This window comes from Bradyrhizobium sp. 215_C5_N1_1, from assembly GCF_052075935.1.
GTDB classification, from domain to species: domain Bacteria; phylum Pseudomonadota; class Alphaproteobacteria; order Rhizobiales; family Xanthobacteraceae; genus Bradyrhizobium; species Bradyrhizobium barranii.
On the sequence record NZ_CP197228.1, the window covers coordinates 6,836,046 to 6,858,295 of the forward strand.

The 22,250-nt window shown below is 63.8% G+C and carries 27 protein-coding genes; 10 read left to right on the plus strand and 17 right to left on the minus strand.

Annotated elements, in window-relative coordinates:
- Positions 1-15 precede the first annotated feature (15 nt).
- The 3 genes from AB7G19_RS32750 to AB7G19_RS32760 form a co-directional block, all read right to left on the minus strand.
- Complete coding sequence (locus AB7G19_RS32750) at positions 16-435, minus strand: hypothetical protein (protein ID WP_085401305.1); 420 nt, start codon at positions 433-435, stop codon at positions 16-18.
- A 109-nt stretch (positions 436-544) separates the two neighbouring features.
- Positions 545-1,546: an NAD(P)H-dependent flavin oxidoreductase gene (locus AB7G19_RS32755; RefSeq protein WP_085401306.1), complete on the minus strand. Its 1,002-nt coding sequence runs from the start codon at positions 1,544-1,546 to the stop codon at positions 545-547.
- 62 nt (positions 1,547-1,608) lie between these two features.
- Positions 1,609-2,346 carry an SDR family oxidoreductase gene (locus AB7G19_RS32760; protein WP_085401331.1) on the minus strand — a complete coding sequence of 246 codons (738 nt, stop codon included), beginning with the start codon at positions 2,344-2,346 and terminating at the stop codon, positions 1,609-1,611.
- A 165-nt stretch (positions 2,347-2,511) separates the two neighbouring features.
- Between AB7G19_RS32760 and AB7G19_RS32765 the strand changes: the two genes are divergently transcribed.
- Positions 2,512-2,976, plus strand: coding sequence for a winged helix-turn-helix transcriptional regulator (locus AB7G19_RS32765; RefSeq protein WP_085401307.1), 465 nt, complete (start codon positions 2,512-2,514; stop codon positions 2,974-2,976).
- Positions 2,977-3,072: 96 nt separating this feature from the next.
- Here the strand turns inward: AB7G19_RS32765 and AB7G19_RS32770 are convergent, their stop codons facing one another.
- Together AB7G19_RS32770 and AB7G19_RS32775 are read right to left on the minus strand one after the other, a co-directional pair.
- Positions 3,073-3,447, minus strand: coding sequence for a PRC-barrel domain-containing protein (locus AB7G19_RS32770; protein ID WP_085401308.1), 375 nt, complete (start codon positions 3,445-3,447; stop codon positions 3,073-3,075).
- A gap of 283 nt (positions 3,448-3,730) precedes the next feature.
- Positions 3,731-3,889, minus strand: a complete 159-nt coding sequence (locus AB7G19_RS32775; RefSeq protein WP_166350489.1) for a hypothetical protein — start codon at positions 3,887-3,889, stop codon at positions 3,731-3,733.
- 177 nt (positions 3,890-4,066) lie between these two features.
- On the opposite strand from AB7G19_RS32775, the gene AB7G19_RS32780 reads away from it, so the two are divergent.
- Positions 4,067-4,327 carry a hypothetical protein gene (locus AB7G19_RS32780; protein ID WP_028148230.1) on the plus strand — a complete coding sequence of 87 codons (261 nt, stop codon included), beginning with the start codon at positions 4,067-4,069 and terminating at the stop codon, positions 4,325-4,327.
- Positions 4,328-4,464: 137 nt separating this feature from the next.
- Here the strand turns inward: AB7G19_RS32780 and AB7G19_RS32785 are convergent, their stop codons facing one another.
- From AB7G19_RS32785 to AB7G19_RS32795, 3 genes are all read right to left on the minus strand, one after another.
- Complete coding sequence (locus AB7G19_RS32785) at positions 4,465-4,671, minus strand: hypothetical protein (RefSeq protein ID WP_028148231.1); 207 nt, start codon at positions 4,669-4,671, stop codon at positions 4,465-4,467.
- Between the two features lie 81 nt (positions 4,672-4,752).
- Positions 4,753-4,884, minus strand: a complete 132-nt coding sequence (locus AB7G19_RS32790) for a hypothetical protein (RefSeq protein WP_256376429.1) — start codon at positions 4,882-4,884, stop codon at positions 4,753-4,755.
- 117 nt (positions 4,885-5,001) lie between these two features.
- Entirely contained in the window at positions 5,002-5,196 is a 195-nt protein-coding gene (locus tag AB7G19_RS32795) for a hypothetical protein (protein ID WP_085401310.1), read from the minus strand.
- A gap of 95 nt (positions 5,197-5,291) precedes the next feature.
- On the opposite strand from AB7G19_RS32795, the gene AB7G19_RS32800 reads away from it, so the two are divergent.
- The 3 genes from AB7G19_RS32800 to AB7G19_RS32810 all read left to right on the plus strand — a co-directional run bounded on the left by AB7G19_RS32800 (position 5,292) and on the right by AB7G19_RS32810 (position 13,970).
- Entirely contained in the window at positions 5,292-5,804 is a 513-nt protein-coding gene (locus AB7G19_RS32800; protein ID WP_085401311.1) for a DUF4142 domain-containing protein, read from the plus strand.
- A gap of 367 nt (positions 5,805-6,171) precedes the next feature.
- Positions 6,172-12,465: a HAMP domain-containing protein gene (locus tag AB7G19_RS32805; RefSeq protein WP_085401312.1), complete on the plus strand. Its 6,294-nt coding sequence runs from the start codon at positions 6,172-6,174 to the stop codon at positions 12,463-12,465.
- 14 nt (positions 12,466-12,479) lie between these two features.
- Positions 12,480-13,970, plus strand: coding sequence for an HWE histidine kinase domain-containing protein (locus AB7G19_RS32810; RefSeq protein WP_085401332.1), 1,491 nt, complete (start codon positions 12,480-12,482; stop codon positions 13,968-13,970).
- Positions 13,971-14,058: 88 nt separating this feature from the next.
- On the opposite strand, the gene AB7G19_RS32815 is transcribed toward AB7G19_RS32810, so the two are convergent.
- Positions 14,059-14,364 carry a hypothetical protein gene (locus tag AB7G19_RS32815; protein WP_245344073.1) on the minus strand — a complete coding sequence of 102 codons (306 nt, stop codon included), beginning with the start codon at positions 14,362-14,364 and terminating at the stop codon, positions 14,059-14,061.
- 56 nt (positions 14,365-14,420) lie between these two features.
- Between AB7G19_RS32815 and AB7G19_RS32820 the strand changes: the two genes are divergently transcribed.
- Together AB7G19_RS32820 and AB7G19_RS32825 are read left to right on the plus strand one after the other, a co-directional pair.
- On the plus strand, positions 14,421-14,678 hold the full coding sequence (locus AB7G19_RS32820; RefSeq protein WP_085401313.1) for a hypothetical protein: 258 nt from the start codon (positions 14,421-14,423) through the stop codon (positions 14,676-14,678).
- Between the two features lie 96 nt (positions 14,679-14,774).
- Entirely contained in the window at positions 14,775-15,020 is a 246-nt protein-coding gene (locus tag AB7G19_RS32825; protein ID WP_063984953.1) for a hypothetical protein, read from the plus strand.
- Between the two features lie 98 nt (positions 15,021-15,118).
- Here AB7G19_RS32825 and AB7G19_RS32830 read toward each other — a convergent pair whose 3' ends face one another.
- Together AB7G19_RS32830 and AB7G19_RS32835 are read right to left on the minus strand one after the other, a co-directional pair.
- Positions 15,119-15,304, minus strand: a complete 186-nt coding sequence (locus AB7G19_RS32830; protein WP_085401314.1) for a hypothetical protein — start codon at positions 15,302-15,304, stop codon at positions 15,119-15,121.
- An 18-nt stretch (positions 15,305-15,322) separates the two neighbouring features.
- Complete coding sequence (locus tag AB7G19_RS32835; protein WP_038958668.1) at positions 15,323-15,544, minus strand: hypothetical protein; 222 nt, start codon at positions 15,542-15,544, stop codon at positions 15,323-15,325.
- 115 nt (positions 15,545-15,659) lie between these two features.
- Between AB7G19_RS32835 and AB7G19_RS32840 the strand changes: the two genes are divergently transcribed.
- A complete protein-coding gene (locus AB7G19_RS32840; protein WP_028148240.1) occupies positions 15,660-15,854 on the plus strand; it encodes a DUF3072 domain-containing protein in 195 nt (64 codons plus the stop codon).
- Positions 15,855-15,925: 71 nt separating this feature from the next.
- A complete protein-coding gene (locus tag AB7G19_RS32845; RefSeq protein WP_085401315.1) occupies positions 15,926-16,225 on the plus strand; it encodes a DUF6496 domain-containing protein in 300 nt (99 codons plus the stop codon).
- A gap of 12 nt (positions 16,226-16,237) precedes the next feature.
- On the opposite strand, the gene AB7G19_RS32850 is transcribed toward AB7G19_RS32845, so the two are convergent.
- Both AB7G19_RS32850 and AB7G19_RS32855 read right to left on the minus strand, forming a co-directional pair.
- Positions 16,238-16,600 carry a hypothetical protein gene (locus AB7G19_RS32850; RefSeq protein ID WP_028148242.1) on the minus strand — a complete coding sequence of 121 codons (363 nt, stop codon included), beginning with the start codon at positions 16,598-16,600 and terminating at the stop codon, positions 16,238-16,240.
- A 271-nt stretch (positions 16,601-16,871) separates the two neighbouring features.
- On the minus strand, positions 16,872-18,407 hold the full coding sequence (locus tag AB7G19_RS32855) for a Do family serine endopeptidase (RefSeq protein ID WP_063984957.1): 1,536 nt from the start codon (positions 18,405-18,407) through the stop codon (positions 16,872-16,874).
- A gap of 194 nt (positions 18,408-18,601) precedes the next feature.
- Between AB7G19_RS32855 and AB7G19_RS32860 the strand changes: the two genes are divergently transcribed.
- The gene (locus tag AB7G19_RS32860; protein ID WP_085401316.1) at positions 18,602-19,438 is read left to right on the plus strand and encodes a universal stress protein; all 837 of its coding nucleotides are present in this window, start codon (positions 18,602-18,604) and stop codon (positions 19,436-19,438) included.
- 31 nt (positions 19,439-19,469) lie between these two features.
- Here AB7G19_RS32860 and AB7G19_RS32865 read toward each other — a convergent pair whose 3' ends face one another.
- The 4 genes from AB7G19_RS32865 to AB7G19_RS32880 all read right to left on the minus strand — a co-directional run bounded on the left by AB7G19_RS32865 (position 19,470) and on the right by AB7G19_RS32880 (position 22,250).
- Positions 19,470-19,682, minus strand: a complete 213-nt coding sequence (locus tag AB7G19_RS32865; protein ID WP_028148245.1) for a hypothetical protein — start codon at positions 19,680-19,682, stop codon at positions 19,470-19,472.
- A 392-nt stretch (positions 19,683-20,074) separates the two neighbouring features.
- Positions 20,075-20,812 (minus strand): ribulose-phosphate 3-epimerase, encoded by a 738-nt coding sequence (gene rpe / locus AB7G19_RS32870; RefSeq protein WP_085401317.1) that lies wholly within the window; start codon positions 20,810-20,812, stop codon positions 20,075-20,077.
- Positions 20,809-21,744 (minus strand): CbbX protein, encoded by a 936-nt coding sequence (cbbX, locus tag AB7G19_RS32875; protein WP_085401318.1) that lies wholly within the window; start codon positions 21,742-21,744, stop codon positions 20,809-20,811. The genes rpe and cbbX overlap by 4 nt, the downstream gene beginning before the upstream one ends.
- Before the next feature lie 98 nt (positions 21,745-21,842).
- A complete protein-coding gene (locus AB7G19_RS32880) occupies positions 21,843-22,250 on the minus strand; it encodes a ribulose bisphosphate carboxylase small subunit (RefSeq protein ID WP_085401319.1) in 408 nt (135 codons plus the stop codon).

Below are 22,250 nucleotides of genomic sequence, written 5' to 3' on the forward strand. Positions count from 1 at the left end.
ACGCGAGAGATCCGGCTAGTGCTTCCAGTTGCAGATGCCGCCGGTGCGGCACGGCCAGGTCTGGATGCGGGTGTCCATCGCCTGCGCGTCCAGCGGATTGCCGCGACGATGTGCAAGCTTGGTGCGCGCTGCGCCGCGCGGCTGGGCGCTCCTGGCATGAACAACCTTCGGCCCGGTCACGTGCACGCGCTCGGCGGCAACTTTCTTCGGCACGTCGATGGGTTCGCCGCGCGCCTGCGCCTCGTTGCCACCCTTCGCCTCCAACGCGACCGGGGCGAACTGCGTCTCGGGCCCAAGCCGCTTCGGCGACAGCACCGCCTTGGAGAGATCGAGACCGAGATATTCGTCGGGCTTGTAGTCGTCAGCGCGCGCAATGCCGCCCCATGCGAGCACGAGGGCAACGGCAACTGCAAAAGAAACGCTCTTCAGGACCACGGACGCCTCCTGAAATCACTTATTTCAAGGGGTAATTTACCTCTATTTAGGAGGCGTCACGCGCAATTCCAGCGGCCAAGTGCCGCCGTGGTTAAGAAGTTTGGCGGTGTCAGGCGACCTTTCGCGCCGCACCCGTCCCGTCCAGGAACCCCATCAGGCGGCTGCGGATGATCTCTTCCGCCTCATCCATGATGCGATCGACGAGCTCCTTGCAGGAGGGGATGTCGTGGATCAGCCCTGCGACCATGCCGCAGCTCCAGGCACCCGCGTCCATCTGGCCGTCCAGCATGATCTTCGGATAGACGCCCGCGACCTGGTCGTGGATGTCGTCGATGCTCAGCTTGGCGCCCTTCTCGCGCTCGATCTCGAGCAGACGATCGACGTTGGCGTTCTTGAGCACGCGCTCGGTGTTGCGCAGAGCGCGCATGATCAGGCGGGTGTCGAGCTCGGTTGCCGCAACAAGCGCGTTCTTCACGTTCTGATGCACCGGTGCTTCCCTGGTGGCGATGAAGCGCGTGCCCATGTTCATGCCGGCCGCACCCAGCGACAGCGCTGCGACGAGGCTGCGCCCGTCCGCCATCCCGCCGGAGGCGACGAACGGGATCTTCAATTCCTCCGCCGCGCGCGGCAGCAGGATCATGTTGGGAATGTCGTCCTCGCCGGGATGGCCGCCGCACTCAAAGCCGTCGACGCTGACGGCGTCGCAGCCGATGCGCTCGGCCTTCAGGGAGTGGCGCACGGACGTGCATTTGTGGATCACCTTGATGCCGGCGGCCTTCAGCGCAGGCATGTATTGTTCGGGGCTGCGCCCCGCCGTCTCCACCGCCTTGATGCCGCCTTCGACGATGGCCGCGATGTATTCCGGATAAGGCGGCGCCGCGAAGGTCGGCAGGAAGGTGAGGTTCACGCCGAACGGCTTGTCCGTCATGTCGCGGCAGCGCGCGATTTCCTTCGCGAGCAATTCCGGCGTCTTCTGCGTGAGACCCGTGATGATGCCGAGCCCTCCGGCATTGGAGACGGCAGCGGCGAGTTCGGCAAAGCCGACGAAATGCATGCCACCCTGAATGATCGGGTGCTCGATGCCGAACAGTTCGGTGATCGCGGTCTTCACGTAGGGGCCTCCCGGATTTCAGTTTGTATTGGGATCAGTCTAGCCGCAGTCTTGCTCCGCGGTCACCATTTCTCTCCGAAGGGACGGATCTCCATCTCGAAGGTCCAGGCGCTCTTCGGCTGCTGATAGAGCTGCCAATAGGCATCCGCGACAGATGACGGCGGCATCAGAAGATCGGGATTATCAATCGCATTCGCCCCGAGCGCTTCGAGCCGGCGCTGCCGCACCCACTCGGTGTCGACGCCGGAATCGATGATGAGATGGGCGACGTGGATGTTGTTCGGCCCGAGCTCGCGCGCCATCGCCTGCGCCACTGCGCGCAGTCCGAATTTTGCGCTGGCAAAGGCAGCAAAGCCGCTGCCGCCGCGCAAGCTCGCCGTCGCACCGGTGAAGAAGATGTTGCCGCCACCGCGCGGCAGCATCAGCCGCGCCGCTTCTCTGCCGGCCAGGAAGCCGGAATAGCAGGCCATCTCCCACACCTTCCGGAACACGCGCTCGGTGGTGTCGAGGATCGGGAAATTGACGTTGGCACCGACGTTGAAGATGCAGACTTCGAGCGGCGCATGCTGGTCGGCGTCATTGAGGAAGGAGATGACCTCCTCCTCTTTGCGTGCATCGAGCGAGCGCGCGTGAATCTCGCCGCCGGCGGCCTCGATGTCCTTCACCAGCGGCGCCAGCTTGTCGCCGTTGCGGCGCCCGGCAAAGACCGTGAAACCTTCCGCGGCAAATTTCTTGGCGATCTCGGAGCCGATGAAATCGCCGGCCCCGATCACGGCGGCTGTCGCGTTTCGCTTGGGCAAGGTCACCTCCTCCTGTGGGAACGGCATGTGATTGAGCCGGAGGCTATAGTTCTAAAATAGAACTGTCAAACTACAGGTTTGAATGGTAGCCTGCAGCGAGAATAGCGCTGATCATTCAAGTCAGTTCCTTTTTCTGACTTACTACCCTTTGCCGGAGATCGCTACATGAAGTGGGACACGCTGGATGAAGAGCCCTGCTCGCTCTCCCGCACCATCGCCGTGGTCGGCGACCGCTGGACGCTGCTGATCCTGCGCGAATGTTTTTTACGCGTGCGCCGGTTCGAGGGATTTCAGTCCTCGCTCCAGATCACGCGGCACCTGCTCTCGGAGCGTCTGAAGAAGCTGGTGCGGTTCGGCATCCTGCGCCGCGTCCCCTATTCCGAGGCGCCCAAGCGCTACGAATACATCCTGACGCAGAAGGGCCTCGACCTCTACCCGATCATCATGGCGATGGTGCATTGGGGCGACACCCACATGGGCGACGAGCGCGGCCGCCCGCTGCTGCACCAGCACAAGACTTGCGGCAAGGAGTTCGACCCCGTGATGGTCTGCTCGGAATGCGGTGAGCCACTGCATGCGAAACAGGTGCATGTGCATGCGGGGCCGGGGCGGAAGGAAGCGGTGGGGTAGAGTGGCGCCAAGCAAAAGGTGTCGTGCCCCGCCTCGACCGGGGCATCCAGTCGGTGGGCCGTTCCTTGCTCATCGGAGCTCGCTTTCCATGGGAGCTTACGCGAAGGGAACGCCGTAATACGAGTTGATGCCGCGGACTGCCGCGTCGTCACCCCAGTTCCAGTCGCTTCGTTCGTCGTATTTCGGCGCGCCTTCGAGCGTCTTGGCGGTAATCCCGGTGACATAGCCGCCGAGCTCCGTATCGTATTTCAGCGACTGCCAAGGCAGCGGATAGTGGTCGTTGCCGAGGCCCAAGAAACCGCCGAAGCCGAGCACGACGTAGGAGACCTTTCCGCTGACCTTGTCGATCATCACGCGTTCGATCGAACCGATCTTGTTGCGATCGGCGCCATAGACCGATGTTCCCTCGACCTTGTCGCTGCCGATCAACCTGCCCATCTCGCTGCGGTCCAACTCGTCTTGCATCAGCATCCCAATTCTCCACTCAGCCAACGTGTGAACCAACCGGGTCTGCGAGCGAACGTTCCGGCGCATGTTCTGGTGGTCGCATCAGACACGGAGCACGGTCGCCAGGGGCGATCAGCGAGCGGCCGCGGCCTCCGGTAGCATCAGGAAATCATGCATCGCGGCAGCAGTCTGAAGCTGATCGATGCGCGCCATAACAGAATCGCGCTGCTGTCCATCCGGCAAGCACGACAGTTCGTGCTCGAGCCGCAGCTGCTCTGCCTTGAGACGTTGTTCGAACGTGTGGGGCTCAGATCGTCTTCGCATCTTCCGTCCTCGGTGGTTGCAGCCCCGAGCTGTTGGCCCAGCGCTCGACTTGCTCGATGACCTTCTGATGGCTCGGACGCACCGGTTTGGGCGCCTCGGGCTCTTCGGAAAGCTTACGGGGTAACCTGACTTCCTCCGTCATGGCCTGTTCTCCCTCTCTTCCGAAAGAATGCGCCACCGCCAGAGTTGTTTCAATAATAACTTATTGATTTCACTGATTATTTTTACTAATCTGACGATTTTTCCGACTCTTGTGGAACTCGCGCCAAACTCGTTCGTTGAGCAAACTACTCAACTTACTCACTTTGCGTGATCGACCATGAATGACCTTCGCGCCGAGCGCCTCCAGGTTATGCTCTCGCCGGAAGAGCTGGCCGCCGTCGATGATTTCCGATTCAAGCACCGCATGCCGACGCGCGCTGCGGCGGTCCGAGAGCTTCTCAAGTTCGGGCTCGCAGCCGCGGGCATCGAGACGAGCATCGACCCGTCGGCAGGCATCAAATCAAGCGAGTTTGGTGTCTTTGGTCGCGGTCCCGAAGGACACGCGCCGGCGAAGCCCGAGGGCGACACCGAGGATTGAGTCTCTCCCAAGCAAAAACGACCCCGGCACAGTGGCGTGCCAGGGCCGTCCTTGGAGATTGCTTCCGGCGCACCGGGGGCATGACAGCCGGAAGCAATCCGTCGACTCGTCGCGAAGGGATTCGTTCCTCGCGAGAACTAGCCGGTCGGCGCGTCGCCGGAATCGTCCGGCATCACGCCGGAGCCCGGTGTCTTGGTGTTGTCGTTGAGCTTGGGATCGCGCGTTGCTTCGCGCGACGGCGAGCCCTTCGAATCCGTCTTGTGCACGGCTTGCGCGCGCTGCTTGTCGCGCGGTTGATCTTCCGCCCGCTTGTCCTTGACGATGCCGTGGTCGGAATGCGCCATGATGTCCTCTCGCCTCTCCAGATGTCCTGAAGCGCTTACGCGCCGGCACAACGAATGTTCCGGCGCGCGAGGCCCGCAGCGCTAACTATGCGTGGCGTGGATCGCCGCCGATGCATTCTCCAGATGCACCTGCCGCACCGTCGTCACTGTCGCGAACGCGACCGAGACGCCAAAGGCGAGAATGAGCGAGAGAAGAGCCAGACGTGGAGCCATCGCAAAACCTCCTTCTGGAATCGAAATCAACGCGATCGACCGTTCGTGGATGATCCTGGATTGGTTGCTTGCATTCCGTGAGCGGTCTCACACGCAGATTCACAGAGATGAGAGCGCTCACGCATCCTGCGTTCGGAGGACGCGGACCTTTACGGGCGGGATTTCACCGTCCAGCCAGTCCTGCTCGTTCGCCAATGCCGTCCAGGCAGCCGCCATGCGCAAATAGCGTTTGTGGGTGGGCTGCCCTTCCGCGCGCTCGGCGAGCTGAAGGCAGTTGTCGGCGTTATCCCTGAAGATGTCAGACTGTTTCATACAGAAGATGTGGGAACGGAACTCTCGCTCCGCAATCGCCCTTACCGGATCGTAACGCCGGGGGAACTTCGCACGCCATCGGTCATTGGAGATGCATGAGGATTCTCGTCGCGATCATCCTGGCTTTCATCAGCACCTCGGCGTTCGCCGACAATATGGGTGAGCGAACGGCCGGCGACCGCGTGCCGACCGCAACCGATGTCATCACCGGCCTCTATAGCTTCAGCCGTTTCCAGCAGGGCCTGCTGGAAAGCACCGACCTGAAAGGCAATGCGGAGGTGAAGAATCTCGCGGCCCTGCGCGCCGAGGAGGCGGGCAAGCGCGACAAAACCCTGAAGCAGATTCAGGACGCGATCGGTGCGGAGCCGCACGCCGGCAAGACGACGTCAGTGAGCGCAAGCCTCGTCGAGCCCGAAAATGCGGATGGACCGACTTACGTCAGAAGCTTCTATGCCGCGCAAATCCCCGAATATGACTCCGCCATCAACCTGCTCGAGCGCTATCTGAAAGCGCCCGACAATCCTGCGCTCGCCGCCTTCGCGCGCGAGCAATTGCCGATGCTGCGCACGCAGGTGAAAGATGCGGAGCGCACCATGGCGGATAAATAGCAGCCCTATTTGTCTTCCGGATGATGCTGCTGGCTCTCCGGCCGCTGGTCGCGGTCCCCGTGGTCAGCGAATCAGCGCGTGACGTGGCGGAGCTTGCGGCAGGGTCGCCAGTCACAGCCCCGCGCCCGCTGGGCGCGCCAGCCCCCTCTCCTAGGACGGCTCGGAGCTCTGGTGCAGCGGCCGGCCGGCTTTTTCCTGAACGGGATGGAACCATCGTCACTCCTCACCGTTATTTTGGCCGGGCTGAGCACGGCAGGTTCCAATTCCAAGCGCTGCAACGTTGGCGCTTGATTTCGAATTTGGCTGACGGTCTATTTTGACAACTGCGTCACGCCTTGGATTCGGCCGACGCCGCGGGGGAATCAGTATGAGCGACCTCGATCCCGGAACTGCATCACGCTCCGGTCGTCGCGTCCCAAAGCCAAAAACCAATGGTATGTCGGACCCGGATTCGCGGCCGGAATTGCTGCTCGCCTTGCAGGCGATGCGCAGCGGCGATTTTTCGGTGCGGATGAGCGGGGACTATCTCGGCATCGACGGCAAGATCGCCGACACTTTTAATGAAATCATCGCCGCCAACCAGCGCATGGCGCAGCAGCTCGAGCTGGTCGGTCAGGTCGTGGGGCGCGAGGGCAAGACCCGCCAGCGCGTGAAGTTCGGCCTCGCCAGCGGCTCCTGGGCCGACATGGAAGGCTCCGTCAACACGCTGATCGACGACCTCCTGTGGCCGACGCGCGAAGTGACGCGCGCGGTCGCTGCGGTGGCGCAAGGCGACCTGCTCCAGACTGTCAAGCTGGACGTCGACGGCCGCCCGCTGCGCGGTGAATTCCTGCAGTCGGCGACCATCGTCAACACCATGATCAAGCAGCTCGGCGTGTTCACCTCCGAGGTGACGCGCGTGGCGCGCGAGGTCGGCACCGAAGGCAAACTCGGCGGCCAGGCCCAGGTGCCGGAAGTGACCGGCGTCTGGAAGGATCTGACCGAGAGCGTCAACTCGATGGCGAACAACCTGACCAACCAGGTTCGTAACATCGCCGAGGTGACGATCGCGGTCGCCAACGGCGACTTGTCCAAGAAGATCACCGTCGACGTCCGCGGCGAGATCCTTCAGCTCAAGGAAGCCATCAACACGATGGTGGACCAGCTGCGCTCCTTCGCCTCCGAAGTGACGCGCGTGGCGCGCGAGGTCGGCACCGACGGCAAGCTCGGCGGACAGGCGATCGTGCCCGGCGTCGCCGGCACCTGGAAGGACCTGACCGACTCCGTGAACGCGATGTGCGGCAACCTCACCGCCCAGGTCCGCAACATCGCCAACGTGACGACCGCCGTGGCGCGCGGCGACCTGTCGCGCAAGATCACGGTGGACGTGCGCGGCGAGATCCTGGAGCTGAAGGACACCATCAACACGATGGTGGACCAGCTCAACTCTTTTGCCTCCGAAGTGACGCGCGTGGCGCGCGAGGTCGGCACCGAGGGCAAGCTCGGCGGCCAGGCCCAGGTGCCCGGTGTGGCCGGCACCTGGAAGGACCTCACCGACAACGTCAACTTCATGGCGTCGAACCTGACCGCGCAGGTCCGCAACATCGCCGACGTCGCGACCGCGATCGCCGGCGGCGACCTGTCGAAGAAGATCACGGTGAACGTCTCGGGCGAGATCCTTCAGTTGAAGGAAACGCTCAACACCTGCGTGGACCAGCTCAATGCCTTCGCCGGCGAAGTCACGCGCGTGGCGCGCGAAGTCGGCACCGAGGGACGGCTCGGCGGCCAGGCCAACGTGCTCGGCGTCGCCGGCACCTGGAAGGACCTGACGGAAAGCGTCAACTCGATGGCGTCGAACCTGACCGCGCAGGTCCGCAATATCGCCGAGGTGACCACGGCGGTCGCCGGCGGCGACTTGTCGAAGAAGATCACCGTGGACGTGCGCGGCGAAATTCTGGAGCTGAAGGACACCATCAACACCATGGTGGACCAGCTCAACGCCTTCGCCGGCGAAGTCACGCGCGTCGCGCGCGAGGTCGGCACCGAAGGCAAGCTCGGCGGTCAGGCCGTCGTGCGCGGCGTCGGCGGCACCTGGAAAGACCTGACCGATTCCGTCAACTCGATGGCCTCGAACCTCACCGGTCAGGTCCGCAACATCGCCGAAGTCGCGACCGCGGTCGCCAAGGGCGACCTGTCCAAGAAGATCACCGTGAATGTGTCGGGCGAAATCCTTCAGCTGAAGGAAACGCTCAACACCATGGTGGACCAGCTCAACGCCTTCGCCGGCGAAGTCACGCGCGTCGCGCGCGAGGTCGGCACCGACGGCAAGCTCGGCGGCCAGGCCGACGTGCCCGGCGTCGCCGGCACCTGGAAGGACTTGACCGACTCCGTGAACTCGATGGCGGGCAACCTCACCGCACAGGTTCGTAACATCGCCGAGGTCGCGACCGCCATCGCCGGCGGTGACCTGTCACGCAAGATCACGGTGGACGTCCGCGGCGAGATCCTTCAGCTCAAGGACACGCTGAACACGATGGTCGACCAGCTCAACCGCTTCGCGGGCGAGGTGACGCGCGTGGCGCGCGAGGTCGGCACCGAAGGCCGCCTCGGCGGCCAGGCCAACGTGCCCGGCGTCGCCGGCACCTGGAAGGATTTGACCGACAGCGTGAACTCGATGGCGGGCAACCTCACCGCCCAGGTCCGAAACATCGCCGAAGTGACCACCGCCGTGGCGCGCGGCGACTTGTCCCGCAAGATCACCGTGGACGTGAAGGGCGAAATCCTCGAGCTCAAGAACACCATCAACACCATGGTCGACCAGCTCAACGCCTTCGCCGGCGAGGTCACGCGTGTGGCGCGCGAGGTCGGCACCGAAGGCAAGCTCGGCGGTCAGGCCGAGGTGTCCGGCGTCGCCGGCACCTGGAAGGACCTCACCGACAACGTCAACTTCATGGCCTCGAACCTGACGGCCCAGGTCCGCAACATCGCCGAGGTCGCGACCGCGATCGCCGGCGGCGACCTGTCGAAGAAGATCACGGTGGACGTGCGCGGCGAGATCTTGCTGCTCAAGGACACCTTGAACACGATGGTGGAGCAGCTGCGCTCCTTCGCCGCCGAAGTGACGCGCGTCGCGCGCGAGGTCGGCACCGAGGGCCGGCTCGGCGGTCAAGCCGTCGTGCCCGGCGTCGGCGGCACCTGGAAGGATCTCACCGACAACGTCAACCTGCTGGCCGCGAACCTCACGACGCAGGTCCGCAACATCGCCGAGGTCACCACCGCCGTCGCGCGCGGCGACTTGTCCCGCAAGATCACCGTGGACGTGAAGGGCGAAATCCTCGAGCTGAAGAACACCATCAACACCATGGTGGACCAGCTCAACGCGTTTGCCGGCGAAGTCACCCGCGTCGCGCGTGAAGTCGGCACTGAAGGCGAACTCGGCGGCCAGGCCCAGGTGCCCGGTGTGGCCGGCACCTGGAAGGACCTCACCGACACCGTCAACTTCATGGCGGCGAACCTGACCGAGCAGGTCCGCGGCATCGTCAAGGTGGTGACCGCAGTTGCGAACGGTGATTTGAAGCAAAATCTCACTGTGAAATCCAAGGGCGAGGTCGCGGCGCTCGCCGACACCATCAACAACATGACCGAGACGCTCGCGACCTTCGCCGATCAGGTGACGTCGGTGGCGCGCGAGGTAGGCGTCGAGGGACGGCTCGGCGGCCAGGCCGACGTGCCGGGTGCAGCCGGCACCTGGAAGGACCTCACCGGCAACGTCAACCTGCTCGCAGCCAACCTCACCTCGCAGGTGCGCGCGATCGCGGAAGTCGCGACCGCCGTGACCAAGGGCGACCTGACGCGGTCGATCCAGGTCGACGCCCGCGGCGAAGTCGCCGAGCTGAAAGACAACATCAACACGATGATCACGAACCTCCGTCTCACGACGGACGTGAACACAGAGCAGGACTGGCTCAAGACCAACCTCGCCAAATTCACCAACATGCTCCAGGGTCAGCGCGATCTCACCACCGTCGGCCGGCTGCTGCTGACCGAATTGTCACCCCTGGTGAACGCCCATACCGGCGTGATCTACCAGGTCGAGAACGAGGATAGTCCGCGGCTCCTGTTGCTCGCCTCCTATGCCGGCGACGGCGTCTATCCCTATCAGCGCGTGCTCCCGCTCGGCGACGGCCTGATCGGCCAATGCGCCCTCGACAGACGGCCGCGCGTCATTGCCGACATTCCACCCGACGTGGTGCCGATCAACTCGGCGCTGTTCCGCGTCGCGCCAAAGAACCTCGTCGTGCTGCCGGTGCTGTTCGAAGGCCAGGTCAAGGCGGTGATCGAGCTCGCCTCGCTGACCTCGTTCACGACCTCGCAGATGACATTCCTCGAGCAGCTTACCGACTCCATCGGCATCGTGCTCAACTCGATCGAGGCGACGATGCAGACCGAAGGCCTGCTCAAGCAGTCGCAGCAGCTTGCCGGCGAGCTTCAGACCCAGCAGCGCGAATTGCAGCAGACCAACGACCAGCTCGAGCAGAAGGCGCAGCAGCTCGCCGAGCGCAACGTCGAGGTCGAGCGCAAGAACCAGGAAATCGAGCAGGCCCGCCGCGCACTGGAGGAAAAGGCGACCGAGCTCGCGCTGACCTCGAAGTACAAGTCCGAATTCCTCGCCAATATGAGCCACGAGCTGCGCACACCGCTGAACTCGATCCTGATCCTGGGACAGCAGCTCACCGACAATCCGGATGGCAACCTCTCGGCCAAGCAGGTCGAGTTCGCCCGCACCATCCATGGCGCCGGCACCGACCTGCTCAACCTCATCAGCGACATCCTGGATCTCTCCAAGATCGAATCCGGCACGGTGACGGTCGACGCCGAGGAGATTCTGACTGCAAACCTGCTCGAGACCGTCGGGCGGCCGTTCCGGCACGAGGCGGAAAACCGCAACCTGTCGTTCAAGATCGACGTCGACCCGAACCTGGCCCGCAGCATCGTCACCGACTCCAAGCGCCTGCAGCAGGTTCTCAAGAACCTGCTTTCCAACGCCTTCAAGTTCACCGCCGAAGGCGAGGTGCGCCTGAAGGTCGTCGCCGCGGTCGGCGGCTGGGGCACGGATCATCCGGTGCTGAACTCAGCGCCGGCGGTGATCGCGTTCGAAGTGACGGACACCGGCATCGGCATTCCCCTCGAGAAGCAGAAGCTGATCTTCGAGGCGTTCCAGCAGGCGGACGCCGGCACCAGCCGCAAATACGGCGGCACCGGTCTCGGACTTGCGATCAGCCGCGAGCTCGCGAGCCTGCTCGGCGGCGAGATCCATCTGCGCAGCGCGCCCGGCAAGGGCTCGTCCTTCACGCTCTATCTGCCGCTGAAATATTCCGGCCCGACGCTCGCGCCGCGTGCACCCGCGCCGCAGCAGTACAGTCAGCCACCGGCGTTGCAAGCGGCTGCGCCCGAACAGCAGCGCGTCATCGAGCAGATTGCCGACGACCGCCTCAACCTCGCGCCCGGCGATACCATCCTGCTCATCGTCGAGGACGATCCGCATTATGCCCGCGTGCTGGTCGATCTCGCCCGTGACAAGGGCTTCAAGGTTCTGGTCGCCGCGCGCGGCGCGGAGGCGCTGGAGCTCGCCAAGCAGTATCAGCCGCGGGCCGTTTCGCTCGACGTGTTCCTGCCTGATATGCTGGGCTGGACGGTGCTGAGCCAGCTCAAGCACAATCCGCTGACCCGCCACATCCCCGTGCAGATCATCACGCTCGACGAGGACCGCCAGCATGCGCTGGCCCGCGGTGCCTTCTCCTTCGTCAACAAGCCGACCACGACCGAGGGCGTCTCAGCCGCGCTGACGCAGATCAAGGAATATGCGCGGCCGCGGCGCAAGCGGCTCCTGATCGTCGAGGACAACGAGGCCGAGCAGCTCTCGATCCGCGAGTTGCTGCATCACGACGACATCGAGATCGTGACGACGGATACCGGCGCCGGCGCGCTCTCGACACTGCGCGAGGCACCCTGCGATTGCGTGGTGCTCGACCTGCGGCTGCCCGACATGAGCGGCTTCGAGGTGCTGGACCAGATCCGCAACGACGAGGCGCTGTCGAACGTTCCGGTGGTGGTCTTCACCGGCCGCGAGCTCTCGGCGGAGGAAGATGCGGAACTCCACACCATGGCGCGCAGCATCGTGGTCAAGGGCGTGGAATCGCCGGAGCGCCTGCTCGACGAGACCGCCTTGTTCCTGCATCGCGTCATCACGGAACTGCCGGTCGAGAAGCAGCGCATGCTGGAGAAGCTGAACAGTTCCGACGAAGACCTGATCGGCAAGACCGCCCTGCTCGTCGACGACGACGCCCGCAACATCTTCGCGCTGTCGAGCGTCTTGGAACGTCGGGGCATGAAGGTGCTGACGGCCACGACCGGCCGCGAGGCGGTAACGCTGGTCGAATCCAATCCGGAGATCGCCATCGTGCTGATGGACATCATGATGCCGCAGATGGATGGCTATCAGACCATCGGCGTCATTCGCGAAAATCCGGCCTTCGCCCGCCTTCCGATCATCGCGCTGACAGCCAAGGCGATGAAGGGCGACCGTGAGAAATGCCTGGAAGCCGGTGCGTCCGACTACCTCGCCAAACCCGTCAACACCGATCAATTGCTGCTTGCAATCCGCATGTGGCTGCACCGCTGAGTTTGGATCCGCGAATGGACCACGAAAAGGTCAACATCCTCCTCGTCGACGACCAGCCGGCCAAGCTGCTCGCCTACGAGGTGATCCTGAAGGAACTCGGCGAGAACCTCGTGATCGCATCATCGGGCCGCGAGGCGCTGGAGGTGCTGCTCAAGACCGAGATCGCGGTGATCCTGGTCGACGTCTGCATGCCCGAGCTCGACGGATTCGAGCTGGCCGCGATGATCCGCGAGCATCCGCGCTTCCAGAAGACCGCGATGATCTTCATCTCGGCCATTCAGGTCAGCGATATCGACCGCTTACGCGGCTACGAGATGGGTGCCGTCGACTACGTCCCGGTGCCGGTCGTGCCGGAGGTGCTGCGCGCCAAGATCAAGGTGTTCGCCGAACTCTACCGCAAGACACGCGAGCTCGAACGGCTGAACCAGGAGCTCGAAGACCGCGTTCGCGCACGCACGGCCGAGCTGGAGAATTCCACCGCAAAGCTGCGCGAGAGCGAAGAGCGGCGCAGCATGGCGATCGCCGCCGGCAAGATGGGATCGTGGGACTGGGACTGGGTCAACGGCGACTGGATGTGGGACGAAGGCCAGTACCGCATCTTCGGCGTGACGCCGGAGACCTTCAACGTCACCTCAGCCAACATCCAGGCGCTGCTGCACCCTGATGACGTCGACCAGTTCGGCCAGGCGATTGCCGCGTTCAACACCGGCGCGCACGCCTATGAAGGCGAGTTTCGCGTCAGCCGGCCCGATGGCGAGGTGCGCTGGTGCGTCGGCACGGCAGCCGCGACGGTGGACCAGGGCGGCCGCGTGGTGCGCGTGAGCGGCGTCACCGTGGACATCACCGAACGCAAACGCGCGGAAGAGAGACAAAACCTGCTGGCGCGCGAGGTGGATCATCGAGCCAAGAACGCGCTGGCGCTGGCGCAATCGATCGTGCGCCTCACCCGCGCCGACGAGGTCAAGGCTTACGTCAACGCCGTCGAGGGGCGCATCAACGCGCTGGCGCGCGTGCACACGATCCTGTCGCTGTCGAGCTGGCAGGGCGCCGAACTCTCAAGGCTGATCGACGAGGAGCTCGCGCCCTACTCGCTCGGCGGCCAGATCAAGCTGGCCGGTCCGGAAGTTCAGCTGGCGCCGGCGACAGCGCAGACGCTGGCGCTGGCGCTGCATGAGCTTTTCACCAACTCGGCGAAATATGGCGCGCTCTCGACGCGGTCTGGGCGGCTTGCGATCGGCTGGCAGGTCGAGGACGACCACCTCACACTGACCTGGGACGAAACCGGCGGTCCGCTGGTGAGGACGCCGAAATCCCGTGGCTTCGGCACGCGGAGCCTGCTTGCCAGTGTGGAATCGCAACTCGGCGGACAGGCGGAATTCAACTGGCGTGCCGAAGGCCTGTTGTGCCGCCTTGAGGTGCCGCTGACGCGGAAGACCGTAGCGCCGCCGGCCGCGAGCAAGTTCGACGTGGCTCCGTCCGAACCCCTTCAGCGGGCCTCAGGCTAGCGCGTTTGCGAGCGAAGTGGGCTCCGGTTCGCGCGTAAAGATAGGAATCTGGAGCTTCGGCCCTGATTCACTCAGAACCGATCATGATCTAGCGCGTCGCGGCGACCCTCATGCTCTGCATCGCCTGCGGTTCGTCAGCGACACGTCCTTCCAGCCAGGCTTCCGTTTGCGAAAGCTCGCGCAGCGCCCGCGCGTAACGGCGGGCTGCGCTCCGCTCGGCGCCGCGCGGCAGCCTGCGCGCCTTGCGCAGCATGTCCGCAGCCGCGTTGCGATAGGCCAGCGAGCGATAGAGAAAGACGACCTTACCCATATCGAATGTTCCCGTGTTGATGGCATTCATCCTCGCAAGACCGCCATGAACGTCGGATGAAGCGGGGAATGACAAAATCGTCATGACAATGGAACCCGCAATCGTCGCATGCGTTTTATGCCACACCGCGAGGCGGTTCCATGCGCGGGAAAAAGTCGCCGAGCCTCATCTCTCCGACCGGCGTCATCAAGCTGATGACGCATGCGATGATGGGCGCAGCCCTCGGCCTTGTCTTCGGTCTCGCCCTCGTCCTGTTCAATCCGGCCGTCGCAAATTTGTTGAACCACGGCGGACATTCGGCCGGCATGGTCTTCATCATCACACTGGTGACGACGTTCGCGATCGGCGCAACGCTCACGGGCCTCGTGTTCATCCTCGCCGAGGACAAGGAATTTTGAAGCGCGCGTGACGCGCACCGGGCGATTTCGTTCGGAACTCCTGCAGCAAATGGCGGTTGGCTGCCTGCGTCAATTCAACTCAGGGAGTTCCCGCGCATGAAAACCACCAAGCTCGCTCTTACCGTGATGTTGGCAACCGGCCTCGCCGCCGCTCCGTTCGCCGTGCAGGCCAAGTCGCATAAGGCCAAGCATGGATCCGCTATGTCCTCGTCGCAGACCACGGGTGCCAACACCAAGTCCTCCAAGGGCGCTGATCCCTCCGGTCAAGGTGGTTCTGGCCCCGGCTCCGACCAAGGCGGCACCATGACGAACAACAAGGGCGGCATGAGCAACACCAAGTGAGCTCCGGCCGACAATCAAAGGCCTCGCGGCGACGCGGGGCCTTTCGCTTTGGAGCTGGAGTTTGGAGCTAGATTGGGAATCCTTCCAGCGTCGCATCGCTAAAGCGGCCGTCCCGTGGCATTCGCCTTCACGAGATGCTCCAGCCGTGCACGTTTGCGTGCGATCAGGAGCTGCGCTGCGGCATCGTCGAGACCCTCGCGCTGCAATTGCCGGATGGCGGAGCCGAGTTCGAGAATTTCGGCGCGCAGTTTTAGAATCCGGTACGTGTCCGGGTCTTCTTCCACCGCACGCTCCCAAAATTCTCAGCGGCGCGCGATCACGCGCAGCGGACTACCGGATGTCGTTGCAGGACGAAGGCGGACCCGCTCGCGGACGTCAGGCAAGACATCGCCGCCACCGGCCGCCTTCCATTCGCCGATCAGCAGGTTGATTTTCCGGCGCAGATCCATCTGCGCCAGGGCCTTTTCTGTGCAGTCGCGGTCGCGATCGACGAGGTCGCGCACAGACACCTCGATGTCGGCCATCTCGAGCCTCAAGGCGCTGATTTTGCGTCGAATTTCATTAATTCTGTTGTCCATGGCTTGTTAGAACAAAATAAGAACATATAGTCAAGTGACGATTTGAGAACGGAGAGGCCAGATGCAGGTTCAGGGTAAATACGACGCCAGGGTTTTCCTCACGGAGCAGATGACGAGAGCGCAGGGGCTGAGGCTGAAGCGTCTGAGCGAGGAAGCCTATCAGCCCACTCAATACGATCGGGCTCTGTCCTCCACTGAGGCTGCGCGCCGCATTCGAGCGCTGGAAGACGAGATCGAGTTGGCGAACTCCTTCTGAGGAACGCGGCCAGCGCATTTGGAACGTAGGGTCAGTGATGCGGTTCTTTCCCGGGCCAAGGGAGAGAGTTGATGGCACGCAAGGCAAAGAAACGCCGCTACTCACGCAGCGCCAGCAGTGATGTCGAGCGCGAGATGCGCGGTTATAAGAAGGGCACCGCGAAAAGCGGCCCCGGCGGTCGTGGCGGACGCGTGAAGAGTCGCAAGCAGGCGATCGCAATCGGCCTGTCGGAAGCGCGCGCGAAGGGCAAGAAAGTCCCGAAGAAGGCGTCGAAGCGGAAAACGTCCAAGAAGAAGACAGCCAAGAAGACGGCCAGGAAGACGACCAAGACAACGAAGAAGACCTCGAAGCGCAAATCCAGCAAGCGGTAACGCCCACCCGCGTCAGATCATGCTGCCCGGCATGAAGCAGCGGATCGAAATCCCGAACGCAGTCTTCACCGGCCATACCATGGTGTGGCCAGCCCGGTTTGGCTCGGTGATGACGGCCTCATCAGGCACATCCACCCACTGCCCGTCGAGCCGCACGCGATAGTGCCCATCGTGCGATTCCCAATCGGGGTCGGATACAGCAAAGCCATCTGCATCCGAGCAGCAGGGCCCAAGATGGCTGCGCAAGCTGTCGAACCAGGGTTTCAGGGGCGAGTTGGCGTAGCGGCCATCGTCGCGCCCCAGGGCGCTTCCGGTCGTCAGGACAAGCGGCGCCACAAGCAGCGCACACCTCAGCGAGAGCTTCAATCGATCCATGTCGGCACCGATCAAATGCGAACCACCGGTTCCACAAGAAGGCCGGGCGTTCGAAGTTCCACTCCTGCAATTCGCCTGGGCGTCTTCATTGACGCCAAAGCCCAACACGTGATTCCGAACTGTGACGAGCGAACGCGGCTTTTTCGGACGAACCCGTCATCAACGCTGCCGTTAACGAGAATGTTATCGGCACCTGTGGGAATCTTCCAGACGCGCACGAAAAAGGCGGCCCGCAGGCCGCCTTTTGAGTTTGCCGCGGGAAGCGCGAGGCTTAGGCCAGCGGCACCGCGACGAACCGCGTCGCTTCCTGGCTCTTCACCTGCAACAGCACGCTGTTCTTGCCGGACGATTTGGCCTGCGCCAGCTCGGAGCGGACGTCACCGACATTGGCAACGGCCTTGCCACCGACATTGAGAATGACGTCGCCGGTCTGGATGCCGCGCTGCGCGGCGGGTCCCTGCGGATCGACCTCGGTCACGACCACGCCCTTTTGGCCCGCGCCCTGGACGTCGCCTGCCGGCGCCAGGCTGAGACCGAGGCGCGGCGTGCCGGTGTTCGGCTGCGCCTTGCCCTCGCCGGCCTTGGCCTGCCGCTCGTTCGGCAACTCGCCGAGGGCGAGTGTCACCGTCTTGCTCGCGCCTTTGTGGAAGACGTCGAGCTTCACGGACGTGCCCGGCGCCAGGGTGGCAATGGTGCGGGCGAGATCGCGGGAGTCCTTGATCGCGGTACCGTTGACGGCGGTGATGACGTCGCCCGCCTCGATGCCGGCCTTCGCCGCGGGGCTGCCGTCCTGCGGATTGTCCACGATCGCGCCGCGCGCCTCCTTGAGGCCGAGGCTGTCGGCGATCTCGGCGCTCACCGGTTGCACCTGCACACCGAGCCAGCCGCGGGTGACCGAGCCCTTGTCCTTCAGCTGCGCGACGACGAGCTTCGCGGTCGAAGCCGGAATGTCGAAGCCGATACCGACCGAACCGCCGGAGGGTGAGAAGATCGCGGTGTTCACGCCGATCACGTTGCCGTTCATGTCGAAGGCCGGACCGCCGGAATTACCCTTGTTGATCGGCGCGTCGATCTGGATGAAGTCGTCATAGGGACCGTTGCCGATGTCGCGACCATTGGCCGAGACGATGCCGGCGGTCACGGTGCCACCGAGGCCGAAGGGGTTGCCGACCGCGACCACCCAGTCGCCGATGCGCGGCTTCTGGTCGGAGAATTTGACGAACGGAAAGTCCCTCTTGCCATCGACCTTGATCAGCGCGAGATCGGTCTTCGGATCGGTGCCTACCACCTTCGCGGTGTAGCTCGTGCCGTCATCCATGGTCACCTGTACCGACTCGGCGTGATCGACGACGTGGTTGTTGGTCACGGCATAGCCGTCGGCGGAGATGAAGAAGCCGGAACCCTCGCCCGTGATCATCTGGTGGCGCTGGCGCGGCATGCCGTTCATGCCACCCGGGCCGCGGAAGCCGAACTGCCGCGAAAACTGGTCGAACGGCGAATCCTCGTCCGAATCCATCCGGTTCTGTTGCAGCATCGCGCTCTTGTCATTGTCCTGGTCGATCCTGACCCGCACCGAGATGACGGCGGGTTTGACCTTGCTGACGAGATCGCCGAAGCCCGGCGGCGTCGCGGCGGCTTCCGCCGCCTGGGCCGGCCCGATGAAGGAATTCAGACCGAACTGCGAAGAGGCGGGAGAGGCAGCGAGCACGGCCACGCCAAGCGCGGCCACGGTGCCCAGCAGCGCAAGCCGGCGCGGCTTCAAGATCTTGCGGGACGTGGTGGTGTCGGAATTGACGTGATCGTTCATGTCGAAATGTCCATGTTGGGTAAGTCGCCTTGCAACCAACATGGACATCGTCACCTTACGGCGTCCCGTCCGTCCGATTAAATCTTGGCAAAGGTGCCGCGAAAATCAGGGCTGCACATTTGATGCGGCTCAACGCAGGCCCCGTGCGCCGTGATAGACTGCGGCCACTGGATGATGTCCACCGGAGGCGCGCCATGTACAAAGACATTCTCGTCCACATCCCGACCGAGCGCCCGATGAGCGCGGTGATCGACGGCTCGATCTCGCTCGCGGCGAGACTCAACGCACACGTCGACGCGGTCGCCGTCGGGTACGTCGCGAGCAGCACTGCCTATGTCCTGGATGGCGGTGCCGCCGTAGCGGCGGTGTTCGAGATGGAGCGCGAGCGCGCGGTGGAGCGTGCCGAGGCCGCGTTGGCGATATTTCGGAGCGAAGCCACGAACGCCGGCATCTCCTGCACCTGCCACCCGCTCGGCGCAATCCCCGCGGACGCAGCCGGCTCGCTCGGCGAGATGGCGCGGCTCCACGATCTCAGCATCGTGCTGCAGCCCGATCCGGCGCAAGGCTCATTCGACAATGATATGCCCGGCGAGATCCTGTTCCAGGCGGGCGGACCGGTGCTGTTCCTGCCCTACACCTTTCGTGGGTCATTCAGGGCGAACCGGATCGGCATCTGCTGGGATGGCAGCCGCCTCGCCGCTCGCGCGATGCGCGACGCCGCTCCCTTCCTGGCCCGCGCCGAGGAGATCGTGATCATCACGATCAACGAAGCCGACGCGGTTCCCGACGAGGTCTCAGCAAGCCATCTGGCAAGACACCTCGGCCGGCGCGGATTGTCGACCCGCACCGTCAGCCTGTCGGCGGCGCGCTCCGACATCCAGCCGACCATCCTGTCGCTGGCCGCCGACGAGAGCCTCGATCTCCTGGTCATGGGCGGCTACGGCCACTCGCGGTTGCAGGAACGCTTCCTCGGCGGCGTCACCCGCGCCATGCTGGAAGCCATGACGGTCCCGACGCTGATGTCGCATTGATCGAGAGATGATCCGCAACGGACCGACGCGCTCACGCCGCGGCGGGGGTCTCAAATGGCGCGGTGGCGATGGCGTCGTCCTCGGGTTGCGCATTGCACGCGTCGAAATGCGCCTTCAGCGCAATCTCGGCGAGGTATTCGAAATGTTCGGCTTGCCCAAGGAGTTGCCAGTTCTGGAGCGGCCGATAGGCCGCCTGCTGACGACAGAGAGACGCCAGCGCCCGGTAGCGACGTACGTTCTCCATGAGACCCTCCCTCGCATTCACTGAGCTTATTGCCCTGATTTACGTCAGGCCGATGGCGGTTATGCAAAACATTTACTGCGTGCGAGGCGCCCCGCGCAACCTGGGTTAACGTCTGGGAAACGCGCAGGCCTCCATTGGTTCCTATCGGAGAACCCCACGTGGAACTCATTGGCCAGGCGTAGCGCTGGCGCGCGACGGAGATGCCGATCAGATCAAGATACCGTTCGATCGATTCCGGCCACCCGATGAGATTGCCCTGCATTTCTGCGCAGAACTCTAGCGCGAGGAAGGCCCGCTGCGCCGTGCAGCGTGCCCTGTAGAACCTCGGACGGAATGGCACGCCATGGTACAACCAGTGCGACGCCGGCTCTGCCACGCCGGTATGCCGTATTCTACCGGGTGAGCGCGGTCTCGCCGGCCCGGATCGTCTGCGCCGAACCATGTTGCAGCTTCGGAACCCTGCCGGCCTCCGCAGCAGCGCGGATGGCGGCGATGTTGCCCGCATAATCGGCGCTGCTCTTGCCGCGGAACACGGCCGATCCTGCCACGAGGGTGTCGGCGCCCGCGGCAGCCACAGCGGCGGCATTGTCGCGCGTGATGCCGCCATCGACCTCGAGCCGGATCGGCCGGTCGCCGATCATGCTTCGAATGCGCCTGATCTTCTCGATCTGGGAGTCGAGGAAGGACTGGCCGCCGAAGCCGGGATTGACCGTCATCACCAGCACGAGGTCGAGACGATCAAGCACGTATTCGATCGCGGCTTCCGGTGTAGCCGGACACAGGCTGACGCCAGCCTTCTTGCCGAGCGCACGGATGGCCTGGAGCGAGCGGTCCAGATGCGGGCCGGCTTCGGCATGAACCGTGATGACGTCGGCGCCTGCCTTTGCGAACGCCTCCAGATAGGGATCAACAGGCGCGATCATCAGATGCACGTCAAAGATCTTCGCCGTCGCCGGCCGGATCGCCTTGATGACGTCGGCGCCATAGCTGATGTTCGGCACGAAATGTCCGTCCATGACGTCGCAGTGGATCCAGTCGGCGCCGGCAGCATCAATAGCCCTGATCTCCTCGCCGAGGCGCGCGAAATCGGCGGCCAGGATCGAAGGCGCGATGAGGATTTCTCCCGTCATGACTTCGCACTCCTCTGCGCGTCCGCACCACCGCTGAAAACGCGGCTCGCAAGGACATCCGTCGGATCGATCGTTTCGAGATCGGCGACATCGAGCATGCGGTCGAGATCGGAGACGAGGCGATCGGCCTGGCGGAGGCGGATACGATCGACCGCGTTGCGGATCGAGCGCGCGTTGGAGAAGAAGGGCTGGGTCCGGCGCAGTGCGATGTATTTTTCGAAGGCCCCGCGCGCCGCCGCCGAGAAGCGGTATCCACGCTCCTTCAGCATCAGCTCGGCGATGACGAGAAGCTCGGCTTCCGCATAGTCCGGGAAGTCGATGTGATGGGCGATGCGCGAACGGAAGCCCGGGTTGGAGGCGAAGAAGCTCGTCATCCGCTCGCCATAGCCGGCGAGGATCACGACGAGGTCCTCGCGCTGGTTCTCCATCACCTGGAGCAGGATCTCGATCGCCTCCTGGCCGTAATCGCGCTCGTTGTCAGGCCGGTGCAGATAATAGGCCTCGTCGATGAACAACACGCCGCCCATCGCCTTCTTCAATATCTCCTTCGTCTTCGGCGCGGTATGGCCGATATACTGGCCAACGAGATCGTCGCGCGTCACCGAGATCACCTGCCCGCGCCGCACGAAACCGAGGCCGTGCAGGATCTTTGCCATGCGCAGCGCCACCGTGGTCTTGCCCGTGCCCGGATTACCGGTGAACGACATGTGCAGTGTCGGGGGCGACGATGCCAGTCCCGCACGCTGGCGGATGCGCTCGATCAGCAGCAGTGACGCGATCTGACGCACGCGGTTCTTGACCGGCCGGAGGCCGATCAGCTCCTGCTCGAGCTGTTGCAGCGTGTCAGTGATTCCGGCCGCCTCGGCCTCCTTGCGGAGATCGAAGCTGGTCTCGCTGGTTTCAGCGGTCGTCGCATGAGGGACATCAAGCATCGGCACCTCGAAGAAAAGAGCTTCGCCGCGGGGGGAGCGGCGAAGCAGTGGTCCGCCAAGGAAACGGAGCAGGGAGTGCTCCGCGCGGAGAGGAATGACTAGGTCGACGCGTGCGCGGCCGGCCGGCGCACGGTGGTGTAGCGGATCGCACGTCCGCCGACCTCCTGCCGCACCAGGTCGAACTCGGCTTCCTGCGGCGGGCGGTTGACGAGGAACGAGATCCGCACCGATTCCCAGCCATGGCTGGAGTCGAATCCACTGATGCGGATGTAGCGGTCGCCGTAGACCCTGCGGCACTCGGCGAGCTCCATCATCACGCCGGCGGCGTCCTGGAGGTCGAACATCGGCAGGCCCCACATCTCCCAATAGGTGTTGCGGGGATGCGGATCGTCGGTGAACTCGATATTCACCGCCCAGCCATTGGCGAGGCAATATTGCAACTGCTTCGTGATCTGGTCGTCGGTCAGATCAGGCAGGAACGAGAAGCAGCCCTGGGTCAGTTTCAT